Source organism: Roseibium denhamense (genome assembly GCF_009711415.1).
In the GTDB taxonomy this organism is placed as follows: domain Bacteria; phylum Pseudomonadota; class Alphaproteobacteria; order Rhizobiales; family Stappiaceae; genus Roseibium; species Roseibium denhamense.
Map to the genome: position 1 here is coordinate 29,240 of NZ_SMLZ01000087.1, position 22,261 is coordinate 51,500.

The 22,261-nt window shown below is 57.4% G+C and carries 21 protein-coding genes; 9 read left to right on the forward strand and 12 right to left on the reverse strand.

What is annotated here, in order from left to right; all coding sequences use genetic code 11:
* Window positions 1-36: 36 nt before the first annotated feature.
* Window positions 37-525, forward strand: coding sequence for a hypothetical protein (locus tag E1180_RS02990; RefSeq protein WP_208996882.1), 489 nt, complete (start codon window positions 37-39; stop codon window positions 523-525).
* 28 nt (window positions 526-553) lie between these two features.
* Here the strand turns inward: E1180_RS02990 and E1180_RS02995 are convergent, their stop codons facing one another.
* Window positions 554-1,276 (reverse strand): glycoside hydrolase family 25 protein, encoded by a 723-nt coding sequence (locus E1180_RS02995; RefSeq protein ID WP_155189629.1) that lies wholly within the window; start codon window positions 1,274-1,276, stop codon window positions 554-556.
* A gap of 324 nt (window positions 1,277-1,600) precedes the next feature.
* Here E1180_RS02995 and xth point away from each other — a divergent pair, with 324 nt between their 5' ends.
* Window positions 1,601-2,410, forward strand: coding sequence for an exodeoxyribonuclease III (xth, locus tag E1180_RS03000; protein WP_155189604.1), 810 nt, complete (start codon window positions 1,601-1,603; stop codon window positions 2,408-2,410).
* 7 nt (window positions 2,411-2,417) lie between these two features.
* Here xth and E1180_RS03005 read toward each other — a convergent pair whose 3' ends face one another.
* The gene (locus tag E1180_RS03005) at window positions 2,418-3,362 is read right to left on the reverse strand and encodes an aminotransferase class IV (RefSeq protein ID WP_155189605.1); all 945 of its coding nucleotides are present in this window, start codon (window positions 3,360-3,362) and stop codon (window positions 2,418-2,420) included.
* A gap of 37 nt (window positions 3,363-3,399) precedes the next feature.
* Window positions 3,400-4,374 carry an NADPH:quinone oxidoreductase family protein gene (locus E1180_RS03010; RefSeq protein ID WP_283404565.1) on the reverse strand — a complete coding sequence of 325 codons (975 nt, stop codon included), beginning with the start codon at window positions 4,372-4,374 and terminating at the stop codon, window positions 3,400-3,402.
* 191 nt (window positions 4,375-4,565) lie between these two features.
* Between E1180_RS03010 and E1180_RS03015 the strand changes: the two genes are divergently transcribed.
* Entirely contained in the window at window positions 4,566-5,111 is a 546-nt protein-coding gene (locus E1180_RS03015; RefSeq protein ID WP_155189607.1) for an RNA methyltransferase, read from the forward strand.
* A gap of 37 nt (window positions 5,112-5,148) precedes the next feature.
* Here E1180_RS03015 and E1180_RS03020 read toward each other — a convergent pair whose 3' ends face one another.
* Window positions 5,149-5,715 (reverse strand): sigma-70 family RNA polymerase sigma factor, encoded by a 567-nt coding sequence (locus E1180_RS03020; protein ID WP_155189608.1) that lies wholly within the window; start codon window positions 5,713-5,715, stop codon window positions 5,149-5,151.
* A gap of 264 nt (window positions 5,716-5,979) precedes the next feature.
* On the opposite strand from E1180_RS03020, the gene E1180_RS03025 reads away from it, so the two are divergent.
* Both E1180_RS03025 and rlmN read left to right on the forward strand, forming a co-directional pair.
* Window positions 5,980-6,489: an invasion associated locus B family protein gene (locus E1180_RS03025; protein ID WP_155189609.1), complete on the forward strand. Its 510-nt coding sequence runs from the start codon at window positions 5,980-5,982 to the stop codon at window positions 6,487-6,489.
* Between the two features lie 329 nt (window positions 6,490-6,818).
* Window positions 6,819-7,982: a dual-specificity RNA methyltransferase RlmN gene (rlmN, locus tag E1180_RS03030; protein WP_244313947.1), complete on the forward strand. Its 1,164-nt coding sequence runs from the start codon at window positions 6,819-6,821 to the stop codon at window positions 7,980-7,982.
* A 62-nt stretch (window positions 7,983-8,044) separates the two neighbouring features.
* Here the strand turns inward: rlmN and E1180_RS03035 are convergent, their stop codons facing one another.
* A complete protein-coding gene (locus tag E1180_RS03035; protein WP_155189610.1) occupies window positions 8,045-9,199 on the reverse strand; it encodes an amidohydrolase in 1,155 nt (384 codons plus the stop codon).
* 430 nt (window positions 9,200-9,629) lie between these two features.
* Window positions 9,630-10,460 (reverse strand): alpha/beta fold hydrolase, encoded by an 831-nt coding sequence (locus tag E1180_RS03040; protein ID WP_155189611.1) that lies wholly within the window; start codon window positions 10,458-10,460, stop codon window positions 9,630-9,632.
* 221 nt (window positions 10,461-10,681) lie between these two features.
* On the opposite strand from E1180_RS03040, the gene E1180_RS03045 reads away from it, so the two are divergent.
* The gene (locus E1180_RS03045) at window positions 10,682-11,677 is read left to right on the forward strand and encodes a GlxA family transcriptional regulator (RefSeq protein ID WP_283404566.1); all 996 of its coding nucleotides are present in this window, start codon (window positions 10,682-10,684) and stop codon (window positions 11,675-11,677) included.
* 58 nt (window positions 11,678-11,735) lie between these two features.
* On the opposite strand, the gene E1180_RS03050 is transcribed toward E1180_RS03045, so the two are convergent.
* Entirely contained in the window at window positions 11,736-13,925 is a 2,190-nt protein-coding gene (locus E1180_RS03050; protein WP_155189612.1) for a xanthine dehydrogenase family protein molybdopterin-binding subunit, read from the reverse strand.
* 3 nt (window positions 13,926-13,928) lie between these two features.
* Window positions 13,929-14,390 carry a (2Fe-2S)-binding protein gene (locus E1180_RS03055; protein WP_155189613.1) on the reverse strand — a complete coding sequence of 154 codons (462 nt, stop codon included), beginning with the start codon at window positions 14,388-14,390 and terminating at the stop codon, window positions 13,929-13,931.
* Between the two features lie 151 nt (window positions 14,391-14,541).
* Between E1180_RS03055 and E1180_RS03060 the strand changes: the two genes are divergently transcribed.
* The gene (locus E1180_RS03060; RefSeq protein ID WP_155189614.1) at window positions 14,542-15,162 is read left to right on the forward strand and encodes a TetR/AcrR family transcriptional regulator; all 621 of its coding nucleotides are present in this window, start codon (window positions 14,542-14,544) and stop codon (window positions 15,160-15,162) included.
* Between the two features lie 164 nt (window positions 15,163-15,326).
* Here E1180_RS03060 and E1180_RS03065 read toward each other — a convergent pair whose 3' ends face one another.
* The 3 genes from E1180_RS03065 to E1180_RS03075 are packed head-to-tail and all read right to left on the reverse strand — an operon-like array spanning window position 15,327 to window position 18,449.
* Entirely contained in the window at window positions 15,327-16,916 is a 1,590-nt protein-coding gene (locus E1180_RS03065) for an efflux transporter outer membrane subunit (RefSeq protein WP_155189615.1), read from the reverse strand.
* On the reverse strand, window positions 16,879-18,030 hold the full coding sequence (locus E1180_RS03070; protein WP_155189616.1) for an HlyD family secretion protein: 1,152 nt from the start codon (window positions 18,028-18,030) through the stop codon (window positions 16,879-16,881). The genes E1180_RS03065 and E1180_RS03070 overlap by 38 nt, the downstream gene beginning before the upstream one ends.
* Window positions 18,027-18,449 carry a DUF3302 domain-containing protein gene (locus E1180_RS03075; RefSeq protein ID WP_155189617.1) on the reverse strand — a complete coding sequence of 141 codons (423 nt, stop codon included), beginning with the start codon at window positions 18,447-18,449 and terminating at the stop codon, window positions 18,027-18,029. Before E1180_RS03075 ends, E1180_RS03070 begins: the two co-directional genes overlap by 4 nt.
* Before the next feature lie 241 nt (window positions 18,450-18,690).
* On the opposite strand from E1180_RS03075, the gene E1180_RS03080 reads away from it, so the two are divergent.
* Window positions 18,691-19,911, forward strand: a complete 1,221-nt coding sequence (locus tag E1180_RS03080) for an argininosuccinate synthase (RefSeq protein WP_155189618.1) — start codon at window positions 18,691-18,693, stop codon at window positions 19,909-19,911.
* A gap of 11 nt (window positions 19,912-19,922) precedes the next feature.
* Window positions 19,923-20,606, forward strand: coding sequence for a hypothetical protein (locus E1180_RS03085; protein ID WP_155189619.1), 684 nt, complete (start codon window positions 19,923-19,925; stop codon window positions 20,604-20,606).
* A 180-nt stretch (window positions 20,607-20,786) separates the two neighbouring features.
* On the opposite strand, the gene E1180_RS03090 is transcribed toward E1180_RS03085, so the two are convergent.
* Window positions 20,787-22,214 carry a sulfatase-like hydrolase/transferase gene (locus tag E1180_RS03090; protein ID WP_155189620.1) on the reverse strand — a complete coding sequence of 476 codons (1,428 nt, stop codon included), beginning with the start codon at window positions 22,212-22,214 and terminating at the stop codon, window positions 20,787-20,789.
* Window positions 22,215-22,261: the final 47 nt, after the last annotated feature.

The window sequence follows — 22,261 nt, forward strand, 5'->3', positions numbered from 1 at the left end:
AATCGGGTCGGCACGGATTTCAAGGGGCAGGCGATTATGGGGTTGGATATCTTCAGGTGGCGGCACATTGCAGCACTGTGCGTGTTTGCGGCGCTATCGGCCCCAGCAGCCGCGTTCGACAGCCATGCAGGCTATTACTATCCGGAACCGCAGACGTCTGAGGTCTATATATCCGAAACGGAAATTGCGTCAGACGCATCCGAGCGGTCCCGGGCGGCTTTTGTGGTGGGCCTTGCCGCTCAGAACGCCAAACGGGGATATGATCCCGGCTATCATCTCTTTGCCAAAGGTGGCGAACTGGAAAAACTGATCATCGTATCGACCACGGATGGCCACTATGACACGCTCTACCGGTTGCGGGGCCTGTTGGCATCTCTCACATCCATGGCCCGTGCGACAGAACTTTTTGCCCGGTCAAACGTCTCGCACGAGCTCAATTTCTTCGATTTCTGCAAGCTGATCGGCTTTACACAGGTCACCGTGACCAACGGCAAGGATGTCGCGCATCAGGTGAAGATCCGCTGACCGCGAACGCAATTGGATGAGCGTGGATCTAGCGCCGCAATTTTCCTCGCAGCCAGTCCCGGTATTGAGAACGGGTCCCGAAAAACACATTCCGGTCCACATCGCCTTGAATGCCCGGTATCCGGCCCTCGGCCGTATATTGCCAGAACACCCAGTCGTCGCGCTGGTCATAAATATTGTTCGGGAAAGCTGCGACGGACCGCAGCCAGAACTGTTCGCCTTTCAGCGCCCCCACCAGACGGTCACGGTGGAAGTCGACAGACGAGTAAATCACCGGCCGCTTGCCGTAGTGGCGTTCCATCTCGTCCAGGAAAATCTTCATATCTCGCAAAATCTGCGCGCGCGGCGGACGCTTGGTGCAGGTCTTGGAATGCGCATTCCACTCCATATCGAGCACAAGCGGGATCGCTTGCGGATCGAGCGGCACCACTTCCTTCACCCAGGAGATCTGCTCCTCCACCGGGCGGCAGAAGTAATAGAAGTGATAGGCTCCGCGCGGCACACCGGCCTTACGGGCAGCGATCCAGTTCTGCGCGAACAGCGGATCGGCATGATCGCCCCCTTCCGTCGCCTTGATCCAGGCAAACTGCACCCCGGACCGCTTCACCGCCTCCCAGTCGATATCCCCCTGCCACCGGGACACATCAATGCCATGAACGGCGTAGTCTTCGGGTGTGGGATCAGGAAAGTCATAGGCTGAACAGGCGCTGAGGACGGCAAAACCGACAAGCGAGCAAAACGTTTTGATCAGAGCAATCACAGCAACCTCGACAAGGTAAAAAAAGACTTTCCTTGGCCGCTAAAATGCGGATGAATTCCTAATGGACTATGGACGAATTTGCGAATTCTCCGCAAAAACACGTAGCCACTTGTGAAACAGCCCGATGCGGCGGGAATGGGGCGCTTTTTCGGGTCTCTTTCCAAGGATTTCTTTTATCCACGCCTTCCGGGAAGTCAGCCGCGCTTGATCAGGTCACAGCCTAGCCCGGCCATTACACCGGGACCATTTTCATTGCGAAACCGGACAGAATCCTTATGACTTGCCGGACCGCGTCCCGCCAGTGCAAGGATCCTCATGTCAGATCAGTTGAAACTCGTCACATGGAACATCAATTCCGTGCGTCTGCGCATGCCGATCGTCGAGCAGCTGATCGAGGACGTTGCGCCGGATGTCATCTGTCTTCAGGAAACGAAATGCCCGGACGCGAATTTCCCGGAAAAAGCGTTTCGCGCTGCCGGTTACGAGCACATGGCCATCCATGGCCAGAAGGGCTATCACGGTGTGGCAACGCTCTCCAAGCGCCCTTTGGAAAACATCGAAAAACGCGATTTCTGCAACGTCGGCGACAGCCGCCACGTGGCGGCAGATGTTCCGTTCAACGGAATGGCGCTCCGCGTACACAATTTTTATGTGCCCGCAGGCGGGGATGAACCAGACCGGGAAATCAACCCGAAATTTGCGCATAAACTTGATTTCATGGCTGAAATGAAGGCCTGGCTTCAGGGACCCGAAACGGGCAAACCAGCCGTTCTCGTCGGCGATCTCAATGTCGCCCCGTATGAGCATGATGTCTGGTCCCACAAACAGCTTTTGAAAGTCGTCTCGCATACACCGGTTGAGACGGAACTCTTCGAGGATGTCCGCAAGACCGGCGGCTGGCTGGATGTGATGCGCCAGTTCACACCGATGGAAGAAAAACTCTACACCTGGTGGAGCTACCGGGCCAAGGACTGGTCAAAGGCAGACAAGGGCCGCCGCCTCGATCATGTTTGGGTGTCGGCCCCTCTTGGGCCGCATATCAAGGGCACGGAAGTCCTGCGCGAAGCCCGTGGTTGGGAAAAACCGTCGGACCATGCGCCGGTGATTGCCGTGTTCGAGGCCTGATCCAGCGTTACGCGGGATAGGTAATCTCTGTCCGGTTTTCCGGCCGGCTGGCCCATTCGAAATACGCCCGATGGATCGCATTGGTTAATTCGCCTGGGGCCCCGTTCGAGAAAATCCGGTCATCGACCCGGGTGATCGACGCAACGCCGCCACCGGATGTGGTAACGAAGATCTCATCGCTTTGCATGAACTCGCCCAGTGGAAGCGGTCGGATCTCGGTCGCAATGTCATGCTCGCGGGCGATGTCGAGCACCGTCTGCCGGCTGATCCCTTCCAGAACGCCGGAGTCCGATGTGATGAGCCGGCCGTTTTTGACCGAGAACACATTGAAGCCGGGACCTTCCGTAACGTTGCCCGCGGCGTCGAGCAGGATCGCGGTTTCTGCGCCCGCGTCCTTGGCCTCGAACAGGCCGCGGGTAAAGTCCCCCCAATGATAGTTTTTCACACGGGGATCCACGCTATCTGACGGGATCCGGACAACGGTGCGGGCGATGTGGGCATGTGCTCCGGTCTGCGCAATCTCGGGTCTGATGACGTGGATGTAAGGCACGCACCAAGCGAAGAACCGGTTCTTGCAGTCGCGCGGGTCACGGGAGCCTGCCACCATGTTGACCCCGCGCGTCGTGACCATCGCGACATAGGCTTTGCGCAGCCCACTTGCCGCGACAAGCTCGTGCAAGGCGGCCTCGATCGCGGGCCGGTCCATATCCGGATCAAGGCGGAGGGCCTGCATCGATTTGAGGAAACGGTCGAGGTAGAGCGGGAGCCTGAAAAACGCTCCGTCCAGGACCGGGACGACGTCATACGTGATATCCGAGTGGATGAGGCCCCAGTCGTTGAGCGGAATTGATGCATCTGCAATCGGCATAATGCGTCCGTCCATCCAAGCAGCGCCCGTGGATAGGCGCGGCCCGGGCCGCTTGGGGGTGTCGTCTGTCTGCCGTGCGTCCATGGAGGCCTCCGCCGCGCCGCTGTTTGTTGGACCATCTCTACGGGGTAATAATCACCTTGCCCTTCACCTTCCGGGCTGCAAGTTCCTCCAGGGCGGGAGCGATGTCTTCGAGCGGATAAACAGCATGCACATGCGGTTTCAAACGGCCTTCGCGCACCCATTCCAGAACACGGGTCATGTTGGCCCGGTGGCCTTGCGGATCACGGTCGACAGCCTCCCCCCAGAACACACCGCGCACATCGCACCCTTTGAGCATGATGACATTGAGCGGCAGTTTCGGAATGGTTCCGGCGGCAAAGCCAATCACAAGGAAACGCCCCTCCCAACCGGTCGCCCGCAACGCCTGCTCTGAGTGGTCTCCTCCGACCGGGTCATATACAACATCAACACCCTTGCCGCCGGTGAGCTCCTTCAAGGTCTCTTTGAGTGGCACTCTTGAGTAATCGAGCGTCTCTTGCGCGCCAAGTTCGCGGGCAAATGCGAGCTTGTCTTCAGAAGACGCACACGCGATGACGCGCGCTCCCATCAGAAGGGCAATTTCGACCGCCGCCTGACCGACACCGCCAGATGCGCCCAGAACGGCAACGGTTTCCCCCGGTTTCAAACTGGCGCGATCCACAAAGGCGTGTAGCGTCGTCCCATAGGTCACGGTCAGACCGGCCGCCACTTCGAAAGAAATGTCATCCGGCACAGGCACCAAATCCTTGGGACGGGCAACAACCAGCTCACGCGCCGCACCCCATTTGACATATCCCATCACCCGGTCGCCGGGACCAAACCCTTCAACGCCCGCACCGATGGCCTCCACTTCCCCTGCAAATTCAGCACTCGGTGAAAATGGAAACTCCGGTTTGAACTGGTATTTGCCTTGAATGATCAAAGTGTCGAAGAAGTTCAGCGCGCAGGCGCGGACCCGCACCAGAACCTCCCCGGGCGCCGGGGCCGGATCCGGAATGTCTTCAATCACAAGACTGGACGGCGGGCCAAAGGTCTTACACAAACAGGCTTTCACGGCAGCTCCTGCATCACACCGCGCTTTTGAATGTGATGCATCCAAGAAGCCGGACATTGCCAAGGTTCTTTTAAAACCTAACAACAGCTCGCCAATTGGAGAATACGCCATCCGCATAAGGGCAAGGTTCAAACAGGCCTGCACTTGGGATATGAGAGCCGGGCCGCTCCCATAACAAAACGGATACAGGAATGCGCGGATACTTTGCAATCGGAGCCGAAGGGCTGTCCAAACGGATGAATCTTGGCACACTCATGCGCTCGGCGCATGCCTTTGGCGCGAGTTTTTTCTTCACGGTCGACGCGGATCAGAAGATCCGGAAAGCGCCGCCATCCGACACGTCAAAAAGTCTCGGGCACTTGCCAACCTTTACCTGGGACAGTGTCGACACGATGGATCTCCCGCGCGGGTGCCAGCTCGTCGGCATTGAGCTGACCGACGACTCCATCGATCTGCCGAGTTTCGGTCATCCGCTGCAGGCAGCTTACATCCTTGGCCCCGAGCGCGGCTCTCTCTCGCCGCAAATGCTGGAGCGGTGTGACCACGTCGTAAAAATTCCAACCAAGTTCTGCATCAATGTTGCCATGGCGGGCGCTATTGTCATGTATGACCGCCACCGGGCCCTCGGCCGGTATGCCGACAGAGCCGTGTCCTCAGGCGCGCCCACCGTTGACCGCCCGAAACACGTCAGTGGCGGCCCGATCAGCCGGACCGGCCGGAAAGTTCCCGGAAATTAGAGAATTGTGCGGGCGGGCTGCCGGTTCAGTGGCGGCTTCAGTCCACATCCACCGCTTCATCGGCCTCAATCAACCGGCGCAACCGGCCAAAAGCCAGCCTGATTCGGGACTTCACAGTTCCCAAAGGCAATTCGGTGCGGTCGGCAATTTCGCTGTGGGACAGGCCGAGGAAAAAGGCCATCTCGACCACTTGCTTCTGATCGTCCGGCAAAGTGGACAGGGCAACCCGGACACGCTTTTCCCGCAGCCGGGCGTCCATTTCAACCGCGACATCGGCGGGCGCCGCCGGCTGCAACGACGGTTCTTCCGGGTCCAGCTCTGCGGTTTTTTGACGCCTCAACCGGTCGATACGCCGGTTCCGCGCGACCCGGAACAGCCAGGTGCTGGCGGAGGATTTCTTGGGGTCGAACAAGTCCGCCTTGCGCCAAAGCGTGACCATTACATCCTGTGCGATTTCCTCGGCAACTGCATCATCCGCGCCTTGTTTCATCAGGTAACCCTTCAAACGAGGGGCGAAATGATCAAACAATTCGACAAATGCGGATTTGTCCCGGTCGACCGCAACCTTGACGATAAGGTCGGAAAAATACTGCGTCTGCGCCAACGGCTAATCTACTCCATATAGAACCATATCTTTAGCAGGTTCGGCGCATTTCGAAAGAGGCTTCAAAGACCTTTGCCACACTGTCGCCGCCTTTGGCCGCAACAGGCTAATAGCAACAACAAAGTGAGCTTGCGGAGAAATTTCGCCGATTTCAGGTCTTCAACCCTTTCGTAACCCGCTTTAAGTTATCATTAAAGCAAGGTTTATATGACAGTCGGCAATTGAATTAAATTCGACAAAATCACGAGTCCAAACGGTGTGGAGATGATGAAAGCAAAATCGCTGGTTCTGGCCCTTGCAGGTCTTGCCGTTTCGAGTGCAGCGGCTTTCGCCCAAACCCCGACCCTGATCAAACAGCATAATGACTGGGCGTCATATGCCTTGACCGGTGGCAGCGGAAAAGTGTGTTACGCGCTGACCAAGCCGACAACCATGCTGCCGGGCGACCGGAACCATGGTGATGTGTTTTTCTTTGTCACATCCCGGCCGGCTGAAGGTGTGAGTTCTGAACCGAGCCTTCTTGTTGGATACCCCTTCAAAGATAGCTCTTCGGTCAGCGTCGATGTCGACGGAAAGGGCTTCAACCTTTTCACGAACAATGACGGGGCTTGGGTCGAAAACGCGGCAACGGAAGCTCAATTGGTCGCCGCCATGAAGGCCGGCCGGGAAATGACCGTTAATGGCGAATCCAGCCGCGGTACGCGCACGACCTACAAGTTTTCGCTCTCAGGTGTGACCGCCGCCATCAACTCGATGGGGCAGGCCTGCCAGTAACGGCAAGCCGACCTGCAAGACAAGACTTTCTGTCCCGGTGGCCTGTCCGGCCAACCGGGACTTTTAATTCTTCCCAGCGTCAGCATGCACGATGGGACGCTGCGTCCGCATAGCTCCCTTGCACCCGGAAAAACTTGCTTTCCCGGCGTTTATGTGGTTTTGGAAGCGCTTGAATTTCCGCCTGCGGCAATGCGGGCACCCGGCCGCGCCCCATTTGTGAGCTTGCGTTGAACTGGCCGGATGAGACGACGGATCACATCATGGCGACAACGCTCGATATCGCGCGGGACAACCCCAACGCGCAAACAGTCATAGCTTCCGCTCCCGGAATGGGCGAGGAAAAACCGACTTTGATCGGCCTGTCCCGCGAGGAACTCGGGGAAGCGCTCGGCAGCATCGGCGTTCCACAAAAACAGTGGCGCATGCGGGCGTCCCAGCTCTGGCACTGGCTTTATGTGCGCGGCCTGTCCGACTTTTCGCAGATGACAAACATCGGCAAGGACTTGCGCCAGAAGCTGGACGATGCCTTCTCGATTTCCCGGCCCGAAATCGTATCCGAACAAATTTCCGTCGATGGCACCCGGAAATGGCTGTTCCGCTTTCCGCCGCGCGGAGCCGGACATCCAGTCGAAGTCGAAACCGTCTACATTCCGGAAGAAGGCCGTGGCACACTGTGCGTGTCTTCCCAGGTCGGATGCACCCTGACCTGCACCTTCTGCCATACCGGTACGCAGAAGCTGGTCCGCAATCTGACATCTGAGGAGATCCTCTCCCAGATCCTGATCGCGCGTGACCGCCTTGGCGATTTCCCGGACGCGGACACACCGCAGGGCGCAATTGTTCCCTCAGAAGGCCGGTTGGTAACGAACATCGTCATGATGGGGATGGGCGAGCCGCTCTACAATTTTGAGAACGTCAAGAAGGCGCTTCTGATTGCGTCTGACGGCGATGGCCTGTCCTTGTCAAAGCGCCGTATCACACTGTCCACGTCAGGGGTCGTGCCTGAGATCTACCGCACCGGCGACGAAATCGGCTGCATGCTTGCGATTTCGCTTCACGCCGTGCGCGATGATGACCGGGACATTCTGGTCCCGATCAACAAAAAGTGGAACATCGAGGCTCTGCTAGAAGCGTGCCGGAACTATCCGGGCCTGTCTAATGCCAAGCGCATCACGTTTGAATACGTCATGCTGAAAGATATCAATGACAGCAACGAAGATGCATTGGAGCTGGTGCGGCTCCTGAAGGGCATTCCGGCGAAGATCAATCTGATCCCGTTCAACCCCTGGCCCGGTTCGCAATATGCGTGCTCTGATTGGGAGCGCATCGAGGAGTTTGCCGACATCGTCAACCGCGCCGGCTATGCCTCTCCGATCCGTACCCCGCGCGGCCGCGACATTTTTGCAGCCTGCGGGCAGCTGAAATCAGCTTCTGAACGCATGCGCAAAAAGGACCGGGACGCTCTTACGGCTGGGAAGACAGCCGTTTATTGAGACCTCCGACGGCTTAGCTGGCCAGCAGGCGGTCCTCTTAAATTGGTTTCCTACCCAAAACTCTAAAAACGCGCCTCTTGCCGCAGCGCCAGCTGGATCAGGTTTGAAAACATCTTGATCCCCGGCTCCAGCAGGGTATCCGGGAAATCATAGTCCGGATTATGAAGATCCGGCTGGTGTTCGCCCGCCCCTAGACCGAACATGCCGCCTTCATAGCGCTGAGTGATTTCGCCGAAGTCCTCCCCCCACCGGAACGGCCGGTCAATCTCGATAAAATCGGCACCTGCCTCAGCCGCAGCCATGCGGATCATGTCAAAAGACACCTGACTGTTCGCATTGGCCGCAAATTCTTCCTTGGTTTCGGTTTCCAGTGCCAGACCATAAGCGTTTGCGCGCTTTTCCGCCTCGCCCAACAAATCCGTCCACATTCGCTCAACGGTGCGGCCTTCCGCCGCCCGCAAGGTGAAATGAACCTCCCCCTTGGCCGGGCATACGCCAGACGATTGAACGCCCATGCCGGTATAGACCGGCACAATCAGCGCGTAGGCATCGGGCCCATCATAGCGGGCCTGGATCTCACGGGCTGCCAGCGTCAACTCAGCCATGGCGAAGGACGGGCTGGCGCCGGTTTCCGGTTGCGCGCTGTGGGCTTCTTTTCCGGTAAATCTGAAGGCGGCATATTTGACGGCGGAGGCAAACGTCCCGGTCTTACAAACGACGGCGCCCTTCGGAAAACCAGGCAGATTATGGAGTGCGAAGGCAACATCCGGCCGGATTTTTTCGAAATCCGGATGTGTGCAGCAGCTCCACGCCCCGGTCCCGGTCTCTTCATCCGGCTGAAACAGCAACACAACACGCCCCTCAGCCGGGCGGTCCGCAAGCCCTTGGGCGACACCGGCGAGAATGGCCATATGACCGTCATGGCCGCATTTATGGCCCACGCCATCCTGGAGGGAACGATAGGGCAAGTCTTCGTTGATCTCGTGAATTGGCAAGGCATCAAGCTCAGCGCGAAGCATCACCGTTTTTCCTGCGGCCCGGCCTTCATAGACAGCGGCAAAACCGGCACCGGCCAATGAAACGATTTCATCCGGGGCAGCATGATCTGACAGGAAACGGCGCATGTACCTGCCGGTTTCGACTTCCTGCCTGGAGACTTCAGGATGGGCGTGCAACCAATGACGTAACTCAATCAAAATCTTAAAATCAATAATCAATTCTTAGCTCATCCAGGTTCTTTAGGCTCTTAGCATGCAAGAGCATACCGGAAAGACAGCCGCAGCCAAGAACCAACCGGTATAGTCTATCGGGCTAAGCCCGAGCGCATATCGGTCACACCTAGACTGTGCATTGGCGGCAATATTGGAAAAATACGGCCTAGCGAACGACTTGTGCTCGTTCCCGCCCCAAAGGGACCTATGCCACCGCATTTCCCTTAATGGTGTTGCCTGCTTAATCGCCATTTAAACCACCTACAGCCTTGCAGGGCAAAACACCGCCGGGCCCTAAAAACACAAAAGGCCGCCAAAATGGCGACCTCTCAAGTTCTATCTGAACCCGCCCTAGACCAGGTCTGCCTCGATCAGCGGCAGCGGGCGGCCCTTTCGTCTATTGGAGCGGGGGCTGCTAAACCCCCGCGGCAAGCACTCAGCCCTCGACAAAGGCCAACAAATCGGCATTCACCTCATCTGGATGGGTTGCAAAGAACCCGTGGGACAGACCGGCATAGGTTTTCTGAGTACCATTTTTCAAAAGCTTGATCGCCTTGTCCGCTGAATTGGCGATGGGGACCACTTGGTCGTCATCTCCGTGCAGCACCAGGACCGGGACATCAATTGCCATCAGATCCTCGGTCTGATCGGTTTCCGAGAACACGGCAATGCACTGATAATGCGCAGACGCGCTGCCCATCATGCCCTGACGCCACCAGTTCTGGATAAGGCCCTCGCTCACCTGCGCACTGTCCCGGTTGAAGCCATAGAATGGGCCGGAAGGCACATCCAGAAAGAACTGTGCACGGTTGCTCGCCAATGCAGCCCGCAGCCCATCGAACACCTCCAATGGAATGCCGTCCGGATTCGTTTCGGTTTTCAACATTAATGGCGTAATGGCGCCGAGGAGAGCAGCTTTGGCAACCCGGCCAGGTTCAGCCCGCGCAACATAACGTGCGACTTCACCGCCACCGGTGGAATGCCCGATATGAACAGCATTCTTCAGGTCCAGTTCCCGGACGAGCTCTGCAACATCCGCGGCGTAGGTGTCCATGTTGTGGCCTCGGTCTGTCTGCTCCGACCGGCCATGCCCGCGCCGGTCATGCGCAATCACTCGATAGCCCTTGGACAGGAAAAAGAGCATCTGGTTGTCCCAGTCATCGCCGCTCAATGGCCATCCATGGTGAAAGACGATCGGCTGAGCATCGGTCGATCCCCAGTCTTTGTAAAAGATTTCAGTTCCGTCCGAAGTTGTAAAAGTCGCCATTCTCAAGTCTCCTTGGTTTTTGGATGTTGCCGCGGCAAAGCCAGGCACAGCGGCAACCGCGAGCAGCGCTCCGCTGCCTTGTAACACCTGCCGCCGGTTAGGGATGGGCGTTTTAAGATCAGTCATTGGTCTTGGGTCTCTGTCGTTGTTTCGACATGGACACAGATAGACGTTTGGACGTACGTTCAGAATTGGCGCAAATGACTTTCATCGAGGCATAAGTGACAAATCGTCCAAATGGCTGTATCGCAGAAATTGCCCTGCTGATTTATCCGGACTGCCAACTTGCTGCCGTGCACGGGCTTACGGACCTTTTTCGCATTGCCAGCGAATGGTCCGAAGCAAGTTCAGACCGGTGGATCAGGGTCACACATTGGGCACCCCATGCAGGCAACAGCAGCCCTGAGCTTACCTGCACCTTCGACACACATCCCAGCGCCGATCATCAGCCAGATTATGTGATCGCTCCGCCGAGCATCGCCATGCCGGATAAGATGCAATCTGTTCCAGAGGCAGCCGAATGGCTTACTGATCAGCACCGACAGGGCAGCCGGATCTGTTCTGTTTGTGCAGGTGCCTTCGTTTTGGCGGAAAGTGGACTTATCGATGGCCGGCAGGTAACGACCCATTGGGCCTTCGCTCAAGAACTCTCCTCAAAGTACCCGGAGGTGACCGTTGCCGATCAACATATGGTTTTGGACGATGGCGACATCATTACCGCTGGCGGGATACTCGCCTGGACCGATCTTGGATTGACACTTGTGGACCGTCTCATGGGACCCAGCACGATGCTTTCGACTGCCCGCTTTCTGCTGATTGATCCCCCGCGCCAACTACAGCGGCCCTTCAGCCAATTCATTCCACGACTTGACCACGGCGACGATTCAATCCTATCCGCCCAGCATCACATTCACGCACACGTTGCCGACCCACATAATCTTGAAGAACTATCAAGTGTTGCCAACCTCGGTAGCCGCACATTCCTGCGCCGTTTTGCAAAGGCAACCGGCCTGAAACCAACGGAATATGTCCAAAGTGTCAGGATCAGCAAAGCACGCGAGCACTTGGAACTAACTGTAAAGACGGTTGATCAGATCACTTGGGACGTTGGTTATTCCGATCCGGCAGCTTTCAGGAAAGTCTTCCACCGCCTGACCGGCTTGAGCCCGAACGCATATCGGCAACGCTTCGGCATCGCCCGGCGGGGCGCGCCGTAAGACTAGCAAAAAGGCCGCCTCAACGGCGGCCTTTCTTTATTCCGTATTTGCTGGGGCTTTAGACCAAACCGGCTTTCGTGAAGGGCAGGCTTGTAATCCACTTGTCCTTTGCAGCGGCAATGGCGTTGGCAACAGCCGGACCAATCGGCGGTGTTCCAGGCTCCCCGATCCCGGTCGGAGAATCGGTCGAGGGAACAATATGAACTTCGATCTCCGGCATGTCAGACATGCGCAGTGACTCGTAAGTGTCGAAATTGGTTTCCTCGACATACCCGTCCGAGAGCGTCACCTGATTGCGCAGGATCGCACCAAGACCGTAGCCAATGCCGCCTTCAACCTGGGCGCGGATGTTGTCCGGGTTGACCGGTACACCGCAATCAACCGCAGCAACGACTTTTTCGACCTTGACCGTGTCATCCTCGCGGATTGAGATCTCGACGACCTCCGCCACATAGGACCCGAAGGACTTGTGGACGGCAACGCCGCGATGACGGCCTTCGGGCAACGGCGTGTCCCAGCCAGCCTTCTCAGCGGCCAGCTTCAACACATTGGTCTTGCGCGGATCGTCCTTTAGAAGCTCAAGGCGCAGCGCCACCGGGTCCTTGCCGGTTTCCTTGGCGATCCGGTCGATCATCGTTTCCATGACATAGGCCGTGTGGGTGTGCCCCACGGACCGCCACCACAGAACCGGCACGGGCGTTTCCTGGAATGCCTGGTCCATGTTCATCATCGGAAACGAATAGGTGGTGTCTGATGCACCTTCCGTCATGTTGTGGTCCACACCGTTGGGCATGAGCATCGGCTCAAAGGCCGTGCCCTTGATGATGGACTTGGCCGCGATGTTGTACTTCACCGCCGTAACGTTGCCATCACCGTCGAGACCCACCTTGATCTTGTGCGCAGACATCGGACGGTAGTAACCGCCGGCCATATCGTCTTCACGCGTCCAGACAATTTTGACCGGGCGCGGCTCCATGCCGGCCTCCCGCATGGCCTTCAACAGGAAGGAAATCTCCGAGACAGGATGCGCGTCACCCTGCGCCCGGCGCCCGAAGGATCCGCCAGCCCACAAGGTGTTGATGCTGACCTTCTCGAACGGAATGCCAAGGATGGTGGAGGCAACATTGTGATCGATGGTCGGGATTTGCGAGCCGAACCAGAACTGTGCCGTTTCACCATCGAATTCACCGACAATGTCCAGCGGCTCCATGGCTCCATGGGCCAGGAACGGGAAATCGTAGTCAATTTCCATGACCTTCGCCGACGCGTCCAGCGCCGCATCGACGTCGCCGTCCTCACGGACCTTGAGCCCCGATTTCGTGGTCATGTCCTTGAGTTCGGTCATCATCTCATCGGTGGAGCGGGTTTCTGCCGCACTGTCGTCCCACTCGATCTCCAGGAGATCGCGCGCCTTGATGGCCGGCCAAGTGCTTTCGGCAACCACGGCAACGCCATTCGGGATCTGGAAGATGTCGACGACACCTGCGACCTTCTTGGCCTCAGCCGCATTGAAGGACTTAACCGTACCGCCAAATCGCGGGGATCGCGCAACCGTTGCGGTCAGCATGCCCTCGCGGCTGAAGTCGATGGTGTAGGTGTTCGGCGCACCGACGGTCTTGTTCTTGACGTCCTTCCGCGGGAACGACTTGCCGATATAGACCCATTGGTCTGGCGTCTTGAGAGCCGGTTCAGCCGGAACATCCTCGTTCGCCGCCAATCCTGCAAGCTCACCGAGCGTTGCTGATTTGCCGGAGGCGTGAGAAACAACGCCATCGGAAATGGTGATTTCACCCGCCGGGACGCCCCATTCCTTGGCAGCTGCGGAGACAACCATTGCCTTTGCCGCCGCGCCGGCCTGACGATACTGCATGAAGGCATTCGGTATGGCGGTAGATCCGCCCGTGCCCTGAACACCGAACAGGCTGTTCGCATAAAGCTGCGGGTTGGACGGGGCAAGCGCCAGCACGATTTGCTCGTGAGATGCATCAAGTTCATCGGCAACCAGCGTTGCCAGACCATTTGCCGTGCCCTGCCCCTTGTCCAGATGCTTTGACAAGACAACGACCGTGTTGTCCGGCCGGATGTGTACAAAGGGCTGAACAAACTCATCCGCACCGGCAGCGGCCTTCGCAGCGTTTGGCATCTTGGCCGCGATGATCAGGCCGCCAACAGCACCTGCCGACATTTTCAGGAAGGTACGGCGGCTCGGCTTTTGAGCTTCAAGGGGTTTATGCAAGAGATGCAACATGGCTTAGGCCTCCATCTTGTCGGCTGCGGCATGGATCGCCTTGCGGATGCGGGCGTAGGTCGCGCAGCGGCAGACGTTTCCATCCATGGCAATGTCGATGTCTTCATCGGTCGGCTTCGACGTTTCGGCAAGAAGCGCGGTGGCTGCCATGATCTGACCGGATTGGCAGTAGCCGCATTGCGGCACGTCCAGCTCATTCCAGGCTTCCTGGACCGCCTTGGCCGCTTTGCCGTTCACGCCTTCGATCGTGGTGATTTCAGCGCCTTCAAGATCCCCCACCATGGTTTGGCAGGAGCGGATCGGCATTCCGTCCCAGTGAACCGTGCAGGCGCCGCAGGCTGCGATCCCGCATCCGAATTTGGTGCCGGTCATTCCGAGCTCGTCGCGCAAAGCCCACAGCAGAGGGCTGTCGGGATCGGCATCAAGCGTGCGGGATTCCCCGTTTATTTTGAGAGTAACAGACATGAGGAGGCGTCTCCCTTGGCTGGCCTAGACTGGCTGAAGGATGTAAACTACACTGTGCAGTGTAATCAGATGTTCTGCATCTGTAAACGCCATAGTTTACATAGGGCCTGATTTTTGGGATGAAAGGGTAACAGGGAACACTGGGACAACAATGTCGGTATCCGGCCAGAAAAAGAAACAGATCGTCGAAGCGGCAATCGCCGAGTTCCAGGAAAAAGGCTATGCGGGCGCCAGCATGGACCGCATTTCCGAACGGGCACAGGTTTCCAAACGCACAGTCTACAATCACTTTGAAAGCAAGGAGATGCTTTTCAAGGCGATCAACCAGTGCCTTGCCGACCAGGTCAACTCGGCGCTTGAAGTGCCGTATGATCGGGACAAACCGATCCGTGACGCCTTGATCGAACTTGGCTGGGCCGAGGGTGAACTGATGGTATCGGCCTGCTTCATGAATCTTGCCCGCATGGTCATGAGCGAAACAATCCGGGATCCGGAGCTTGCGGCGGACATGAACGCCCGCATGACTAAACTCAGCATCTTTGCGGAGTTCATGGAGCGGGCGACATCAGATGGGCGCTTGTCGGTTGATGATCCGGCTGTGGCAGCTGAGCAGTTCCTCGGCCTCATCAAGTCGCGCAGCTTCTTTCCGAACATCTACGCCAATCGGGTCGCCGAACGGGACGAGATGGACAAGATTATCAATGAAAGTGTTGATCTGTTCCTGGCGCAATATGCGGCCTCTGAAAGCAAGCCGGCAGAAAAAACAGCCTGATCAGCAATATATCTATTCCAATAGAGCGTCGGGCTTTTTGCCGGAAACGCCCAAAGCTGATCTAACGCGTGTCGCATTAATGCGAATTCATCATGTGTCGTCTTTTGCGTTGAAATCATTGATTTTAGAAAGTGAAAGACGACACCGATTAAAGGCGAGTTGCTCTACCCACCCACAGGTTTATCCAGAAGCTGTCCCCAATGTGTGCGGTCCGCCATTTGGGCGCGGGTCTTGTCGGATATAAGCCCGTCGACATTTTCCGGCGCCCAGCCACCGCCAAGCCCTTTGTAGATCGCGATCAGGTTGGTGAGCACATTCGCCTCTGCCGCGATCAGGCGTTCTTCCGCTGCAATCAGGCTTTTCTGGGCATCGACAACCCGGTTGTAGGACGCCGTCCCGTCCTCATATTGGGCATCGACTTCTTCAATGGAACTGCGTGCGGCCCTCAGGCTCCGGCGCAGATAAACCGCCTGCTGCTTTGCCGCCAGAAAACCGGTAATCGCGGTTTCAACTTCCGAATAGGCGGACAGGACCGTGTTTTCATATTTCAGAAGCGCTTCCTGGAACTTGGCATCCTGCACGCGGACATTGTTCCGGATCCGCCCGTAATTGAGGAAATTCCAGGAAAATCCAGGATTGATAAACCCGGCGGTCGTCCCGTTGTTGAACAGGTTCGAAAAATCATCGGCCCGCACGCCAATGGCTCCGGAGATCGTAAAGGCCGGAAGAAGATCTGCCTTGGCAACGCCGATTTGAGCCGATTGGGCAGCTGCCACATACTCGGCATAGCGGATGTCGGGCCGGCGGCGCAACATGTCCGCCGGAACGCCAATCGCAACTTCCGCAGGCACTTTCGGGAAGCGCTTCTTGGCGCCAAGCCGCTTTTCGATCCGGCCCGGCGGCTCACTCAACAGCACACTCATCGCGTTATAGGCCTGCGAAAGCTCAGCCCGGTAAGCCGGAATACTCGCGAGTGTGTTGTTGTAAACGACCGTTGCCTCATCGACATCCAGTTTCGTGGCCGCCCCATTGTCCAGGCGCAGCTGCGTCAAATCGAGCGACTTTTTCTGCAAGGACGCATTCCGGCGGGCGGCGGCGATCAGGTTCTGCAATTCGCGGATCGTGATGTAGGTGGCAGCGATATCGCCCGTCAACGTTACGAGCACATCGTCGTAGGACGCAAGGTTGGCTTTCAGATCTGCATTTGCAGATTGAACGTCGCGGCGGATCTTGCCCCAGACATCAATCTCCCAGGCCGCATCAAAGCCGGCAGAGACTTGGGTGATGTGATCGTTGATCAGGCCAAACCGCTCCAGGTCCCGGATGAACGGGTCTTTCGAACTGAAACGGATGCTGCGCGCGCCACCCTTTGCCTGCTGGACCTGCGGAAACAGCTCTCCGCGGGCGATCCCCAGTTGCGCCCGCGCCTGATAAACCCGCACACCGGCGGCCTGAAGGTTCACATTCTGCCGGTAAGCTTCGGCAATCAGGCTGTTTAATGTCGTATCGTTGAAAACATGCCACCAGGGAACGGAATGAGCACTCCGGCTGGTAAATCCGGTGCGTCCATCGACGGGCAGTCCAGCGCCCTGGCTCCAGCTGTCGAGCACCGGTGCCTCTGGCCGTTCAAAATCGGGCCCGACCATGCATCCGCTCACGAGCATTGTGGCCGTCAGAACAATCAGAGACCTAGCCCAGCGCATCTTTACGCCTCTCTCAGACATCGAACGGAACAATGAAGTTGATCCACGCATAAAGCCGCAGGTTTATCTTGCGCAGGGCCGTCACCCACGCGCCTCCGCCACTGGTATAGATCGCAACCGCACCATGGGCCCCGCCCGGAAACCGCTTCAGCGCCGGGTCCTGGTCCAGATCGATCTCAACGGCAAAGCGCCCCTGCGGATGCATAAAGAGGAAATTGGGGACCGTTCCGCTTGGTTTGATCTGGCCCTGACCGGTGCCTTCCCAGATCGCTTTCACTGTCCCGGCGAAAATCTGTCCCGGATAGATATCCAGCGCGACCTCCACAGGCTGTCCCGGCTCTACAAATTTGAGATGTTCCTGATAGAACGTCGCCAGAAAATAGGGATCGGCATCCGCCACAAAGGCTGCAATCGCAGCAATCCGGAACCCGCCGACCACCAGTCCCGGACGGGCCTGCTGGCTGATGATCTTGCCGTCCTCAGGCGCGTAGATTGTCGTCTGATCAACATAGTATTGGGCTTGATCCACCTGCGCCTGCGCCGCCGCAACCTGCGCATTGACACCGTCAATCTGTGCCTCGGCGGCAAGCTGGGCCTTTTTCACATTGGCCTGCGCCTCGGCGGTTTGGGCTTTGGCGGACGCAAGCTGCGCCGTCCATTGATCAAGCGTTTCCTGCCGCGCCCCACCCCTCGGCACAAGATCCGTGTACCGCTTGACCTGTTCTTCCGCGAAGGTCTCATTCGCCTGCGCTTCGAGAAGGGCATCTTGCGCCAGAACAATATTTTCTTGCAGGATCAGCGCGTTCTGTTCCGCTTCCACCAAATTCGCCTGCGCCTCGGCCAGTTGCGCCTCATAGAGCGTGGTGTCGAACTGATAAAGCTTCTCCCCCTTTTTGACGGGCTGGTTCTGACTGACAAACACCTCGGTCAGGAGCGTCGGGTGCGGCAGACGGGGCGCAATCTGGATGGTCTGCCGGATGACATGCCCATCAATTGTGTAAGGGGCATAGAACCGAAGGAAAACAACGAGCAAAAACAGGACATGAAATCCAATCCAGAACGAGACAATGCCCCAGGCGATATTGAATTTTAAAAGCTTGAACTTGTAGAAAATCAGCCAGACGAAAACGGCGTAAAACCCGAGAAGCAAAAGGGCAATGGTCATACCGACGCCCCGCCTTTGGCGTCCCTGGCCACTGTGCCCGCGCGCCCGGAGGCCGCCTCTGAAGTGTTCGCGCCGGCCGGCGCCTGATCCCCCGCCGCGATTACAATTTCCGCAGGCGCATCACCGGCCGGCTTGGCGTCACCGCTGCCGCCGGGCGTCTTGGGAAACTTCCGCACATCGATGGTCAGGCTGTCGTGATACGCCCAGATCAGAGCATGGATCCACGGAAAGACGGTGAACAGCCCGATCCAGCCGCCAAGCTTGACGGATTCCGCATGGGGGTGATTGCGTTTTTCAGCCAGTTTGCCCGGCAGACCGCCCAGTGTGACCATGACGTAGAAAAAGACGATCACGCATAAGAGCAAAAGCGCAAACGTTGCATAATCATAGCCATCGAGCTCGAAATCGATCAGGCTCATCGGTCACTCCCCGCACGGATAGCCCCCCGCTACCCTTGAGTTTCTTCGTTCCGCTAGCCTCAACCGGGCGCAGGCGAATTGCAAGCGGGAAGTGCCGGACCAGCACCGTGCATAAAACTGGCGGAATTAGGTCCTCTTGTGGTGCGGCAGGACTTGCACCGCGTGGATATCCGGCTAAATTGCCGCCGGATTTCAACTGCGCGGTTCACCCGCCCAAGACACGAACTGGACCTTCCGCATCATGGCGTATGGCGACATCAAAAAAGTGGTTCTGGCCTATTCCGGCGGCCTGGACACCTCCATCATCCTGAAATGGCTGCAGACGGAACTCGGCTGCGAGGTCGTGACCTTCACCGCCGATCTTGGTCAGGGCGAGGAGCTGGAGCCTGCACGCAAAAAAGCGGAAATGATGGGCATCAGGGAAATCTATGTTGATGACCTGCGCGAAGAATTCATCCGGGATTTCGTCTTCCCGATGTTCCGCGCAAATGCCGTCTATGAAGGGGTTTATCTGCTCGGCACGTCCATTGCCCGCCCACTCATCTCCAAGCGCCTTATTGAAATCGCCGAGGAAACCGGCGCTGATGCGGTCGCCCATGGCGCGACCGGCAAGGGCAACGATCAGGTGCGGTTCGAGCTGTCCGCCTATGCGCTTAACCCGGATATCAAGGTGATCGCGCCATGGCGTGACTGGACCTTCAAGTCGCGCACCGACCTGCTGGACTTCGCCGAAAAACATCAAATTCCAGTTCCTAAGGACAAGCGCGGCGAAGCCCCGTTCTCGGTTGACGCCAACATGTTGCACTCGTCTTCCGAAGGCAAAGTTTTGGAAGATCCGAACGAGGAAGCGCCGAACTACGTGTTCCAGCGCACCGTTGATCCGACCGAGGCGCCGGACGTCGTCACCGAAATCGAGATCGGCTTTGAAAAAGGCGATGCGGTAACGCTCAACGGCGAAAAAATGTCTCCGGCAACACTGTTTGCCAAGCTCAACGATTATGGCCGCGACAACGGCATCGGCCGCCTCGACATGGTCGAAAACCGTTTTGTCGGCATGAAAAGCCGCGGCATTTATGAAACGCCGGGCGGCACCATCCTTCTGACGGCGCACCGTGCCATGGAATCCATTACGCTTGACCGGGGCGCCGGTCACCTGAAGGATGAACTGATGCCGCGTTATGCAGAGCTCATCTATAACGGCTTCTGGTTCTCACCTGAACGCGAGATGCTGCAGGCCCTGATCGACAAAAGCCAGGAGCATGTCACCGGAACGGTCCGGCTCAAGCTCTACAAAGGCAACGTCATTCTGGTTGGCCGGTCTTCTCCGTATTCTCTTTATGCCGAGGAGCTGGTCACGTTCGAAGATGACCATGGCGCCTATGACCAAAAGGATGCGGCCGGCTTCATCAAGCTGAACGCCCTCCGGCTCAGAACACTCGCAAAGCGCAATCGCATCGGCTGAGAGACCTCCTCATGAATGAACCGGCGGCAGCACGATTGATCACGGACCTGACCGCTGCCGGTTTTTCGGTGATGGGGACTTTTTCGCCGTCCGAAGGAGACGGCCTCCCGCCCCTGCCGGACGGCCGCAAAGCCACTTCCGTCTGGTTGATCGGCAGCACCGGGCCAAGCCTTTGGCCGGTTTTCATCCAAAGCTCCGAATATACGGACGGCAATCCCGATCCGATGGACCGCTATACCAAGCGCGTTATCGGAACCTTGTCAAAGGCGCACGGGCTGGATTCGCTCTACCCTTTCGAGGGGCCGCCTTACTTTCCGTTTCAGCAATGGGCGATCCGATGCGGGGGCTTTTCCCAAAGCCCGCTAGGCGTGCTTGCACATGAGGACTTCGGCCCCTGGGCGGGGTTCCGGGCTGCGCTTCTCTCTGCAGCCCCACAGGACGAAGCCAATCAGCGGAAAAAAACTGGCCCCTGTCCAACCTGCACGGCTAAACCCTGCCTGACCATTTGCCCGGTTGGCGCAATCTCGCTAAGCGGCGGCTATGATGTCTTGGCGTGCAGGGATTATCTTGCGGCCCATCCGGCAGCGGACTGCTGGACAGGCTGCCTGGCCCGCAAGGCCTGCCCGCACGGCCCGGACCATGCGCCCGAAGCAGCCAATGCCCAGTTTCATATGCAAAGTTTTTTGTCTATTTAGGGCAAGTCGCGTTTAAACGGAATCAGGTTTCGCTGCCACTCGGCTGTGCCTCCTACGCAAAACCTGATGTTGCCTGAATTTAAATAAACGCGACACGCTATAGAAAGACCGGGCATTTGTATTGAATACCCGAAGATGTTCGGCTACTTCGTATTCCCGTCTGATGCCACACCGGTTGATTTAGTCGGCACTGCCCCGCAGCACATCAGGCAAAAACGCCGTGACGTCCTGACCGCCAGCTGCTTTAGGCTTCAGATGAAGCCATGCAACACGTCCCGGCTGAAACAACTTGCGCCCGCTGCGGGTAAACAACGGCGGATGGTGATCGCCGACGACGAGAACCTCTGTTTCTGCGATATCCGGATTAAGGGCGATATCACGCACGATGTGGGAAATGTTGAGCCATTGATCACTCATGCGGCAAAGCTCGACATCGCCAAACACGTTGCCGCCCTCCTCGCAGCCCAGCCGTGCAGGCACCTCCCCGACACGAATTGGCTTGTGGGAGTTAAGTGTTAACCAATAAACGAATTTTCGTGCCGCAGGATCTTGGAGAAGATACTGCTCCACCGCCGTTCCGGCATCCGTATCGCACAGGCCGCGGAAAGAGAGACCACACTCCTCAAGCTTGACATCTTCTTCAATGCCAAGGCGGTTCTCCATAAAAAAGAGAGCCTGAAAACCGATCTTCGGGAACCAGTCGAACCGCTCGAAGAATGCTCCGGTAAATGCGTGAAAAGCTGCGGTCTTGTAACCGGCTGCGGCGGCTTGCGCCGGCAGGCAGTCAGCGGTGTCCCGATCCCTGAAATCCCGGTAGTCCCCCTTTACATGACAAAGCTCCCGGACCTCGCCAGCGGTGGTCGAGCCAAAATAAACGGCGCTCCCGGTTTCGACGGCATAGCCGGAACGAACATCGCTCTCAAGAAGAGGCCCCCAGACAATGTTCTGCAACTCTTCTGACGTAAAGGCTCCAAGCCCCTCAACCATCACAATCAGGATGTTGCGCGGCTTTTGCTCCGCCATGTCCCCGCCCAGGCCAGTGTGAAGACTGGCGGCATCGCTGATTGGAGAAAACGGTTCGACAAACCTGTTGCGGACCGTTTCGACTGCATGCGGTTCCGAATTCAGCCACCAATCAATGCCCGCATAGGAAAACAGAACCCCAATGAACAGGAAGAGGTTGATTGCATTTCGGTTTTTCTTTGCCTCAGACACCACAATGAATGTCGCGATGAAGGACGCTGTGAGCAGTCCGAGAAGCGCTAGATAGGTGATGGAACTCGAAATACTGATGTTCCCGGCATACTGAAGGGAATCGAACAGCATCGGGATCGGCATTTGGAAAAACCCTGCCACCAAAAGCAGAGCGTCGAGCACCATCACGATCAGAAGCAGTATGAAAAACAAGAACCTCGGCAGGAACAATCCGGCAAGGCAAACGCCCGACAGGCCGAGGATCAGCGGCGTCCGCACCGGACAATACAGAAGGCTCAGGAGGATATAGACCGAGTTTGGTAGGAGGACCGCGAGGACACTGAAAAGCAGGCTCTCGCGGGTCGGCTTGAGACGGCTTCTTGCCTTCATGAACATGCTGGCTGTCGAACGCATGGCACCACCCTTGTTGCGGGCGCACCTTGGCCGAAAATTGTTAATTT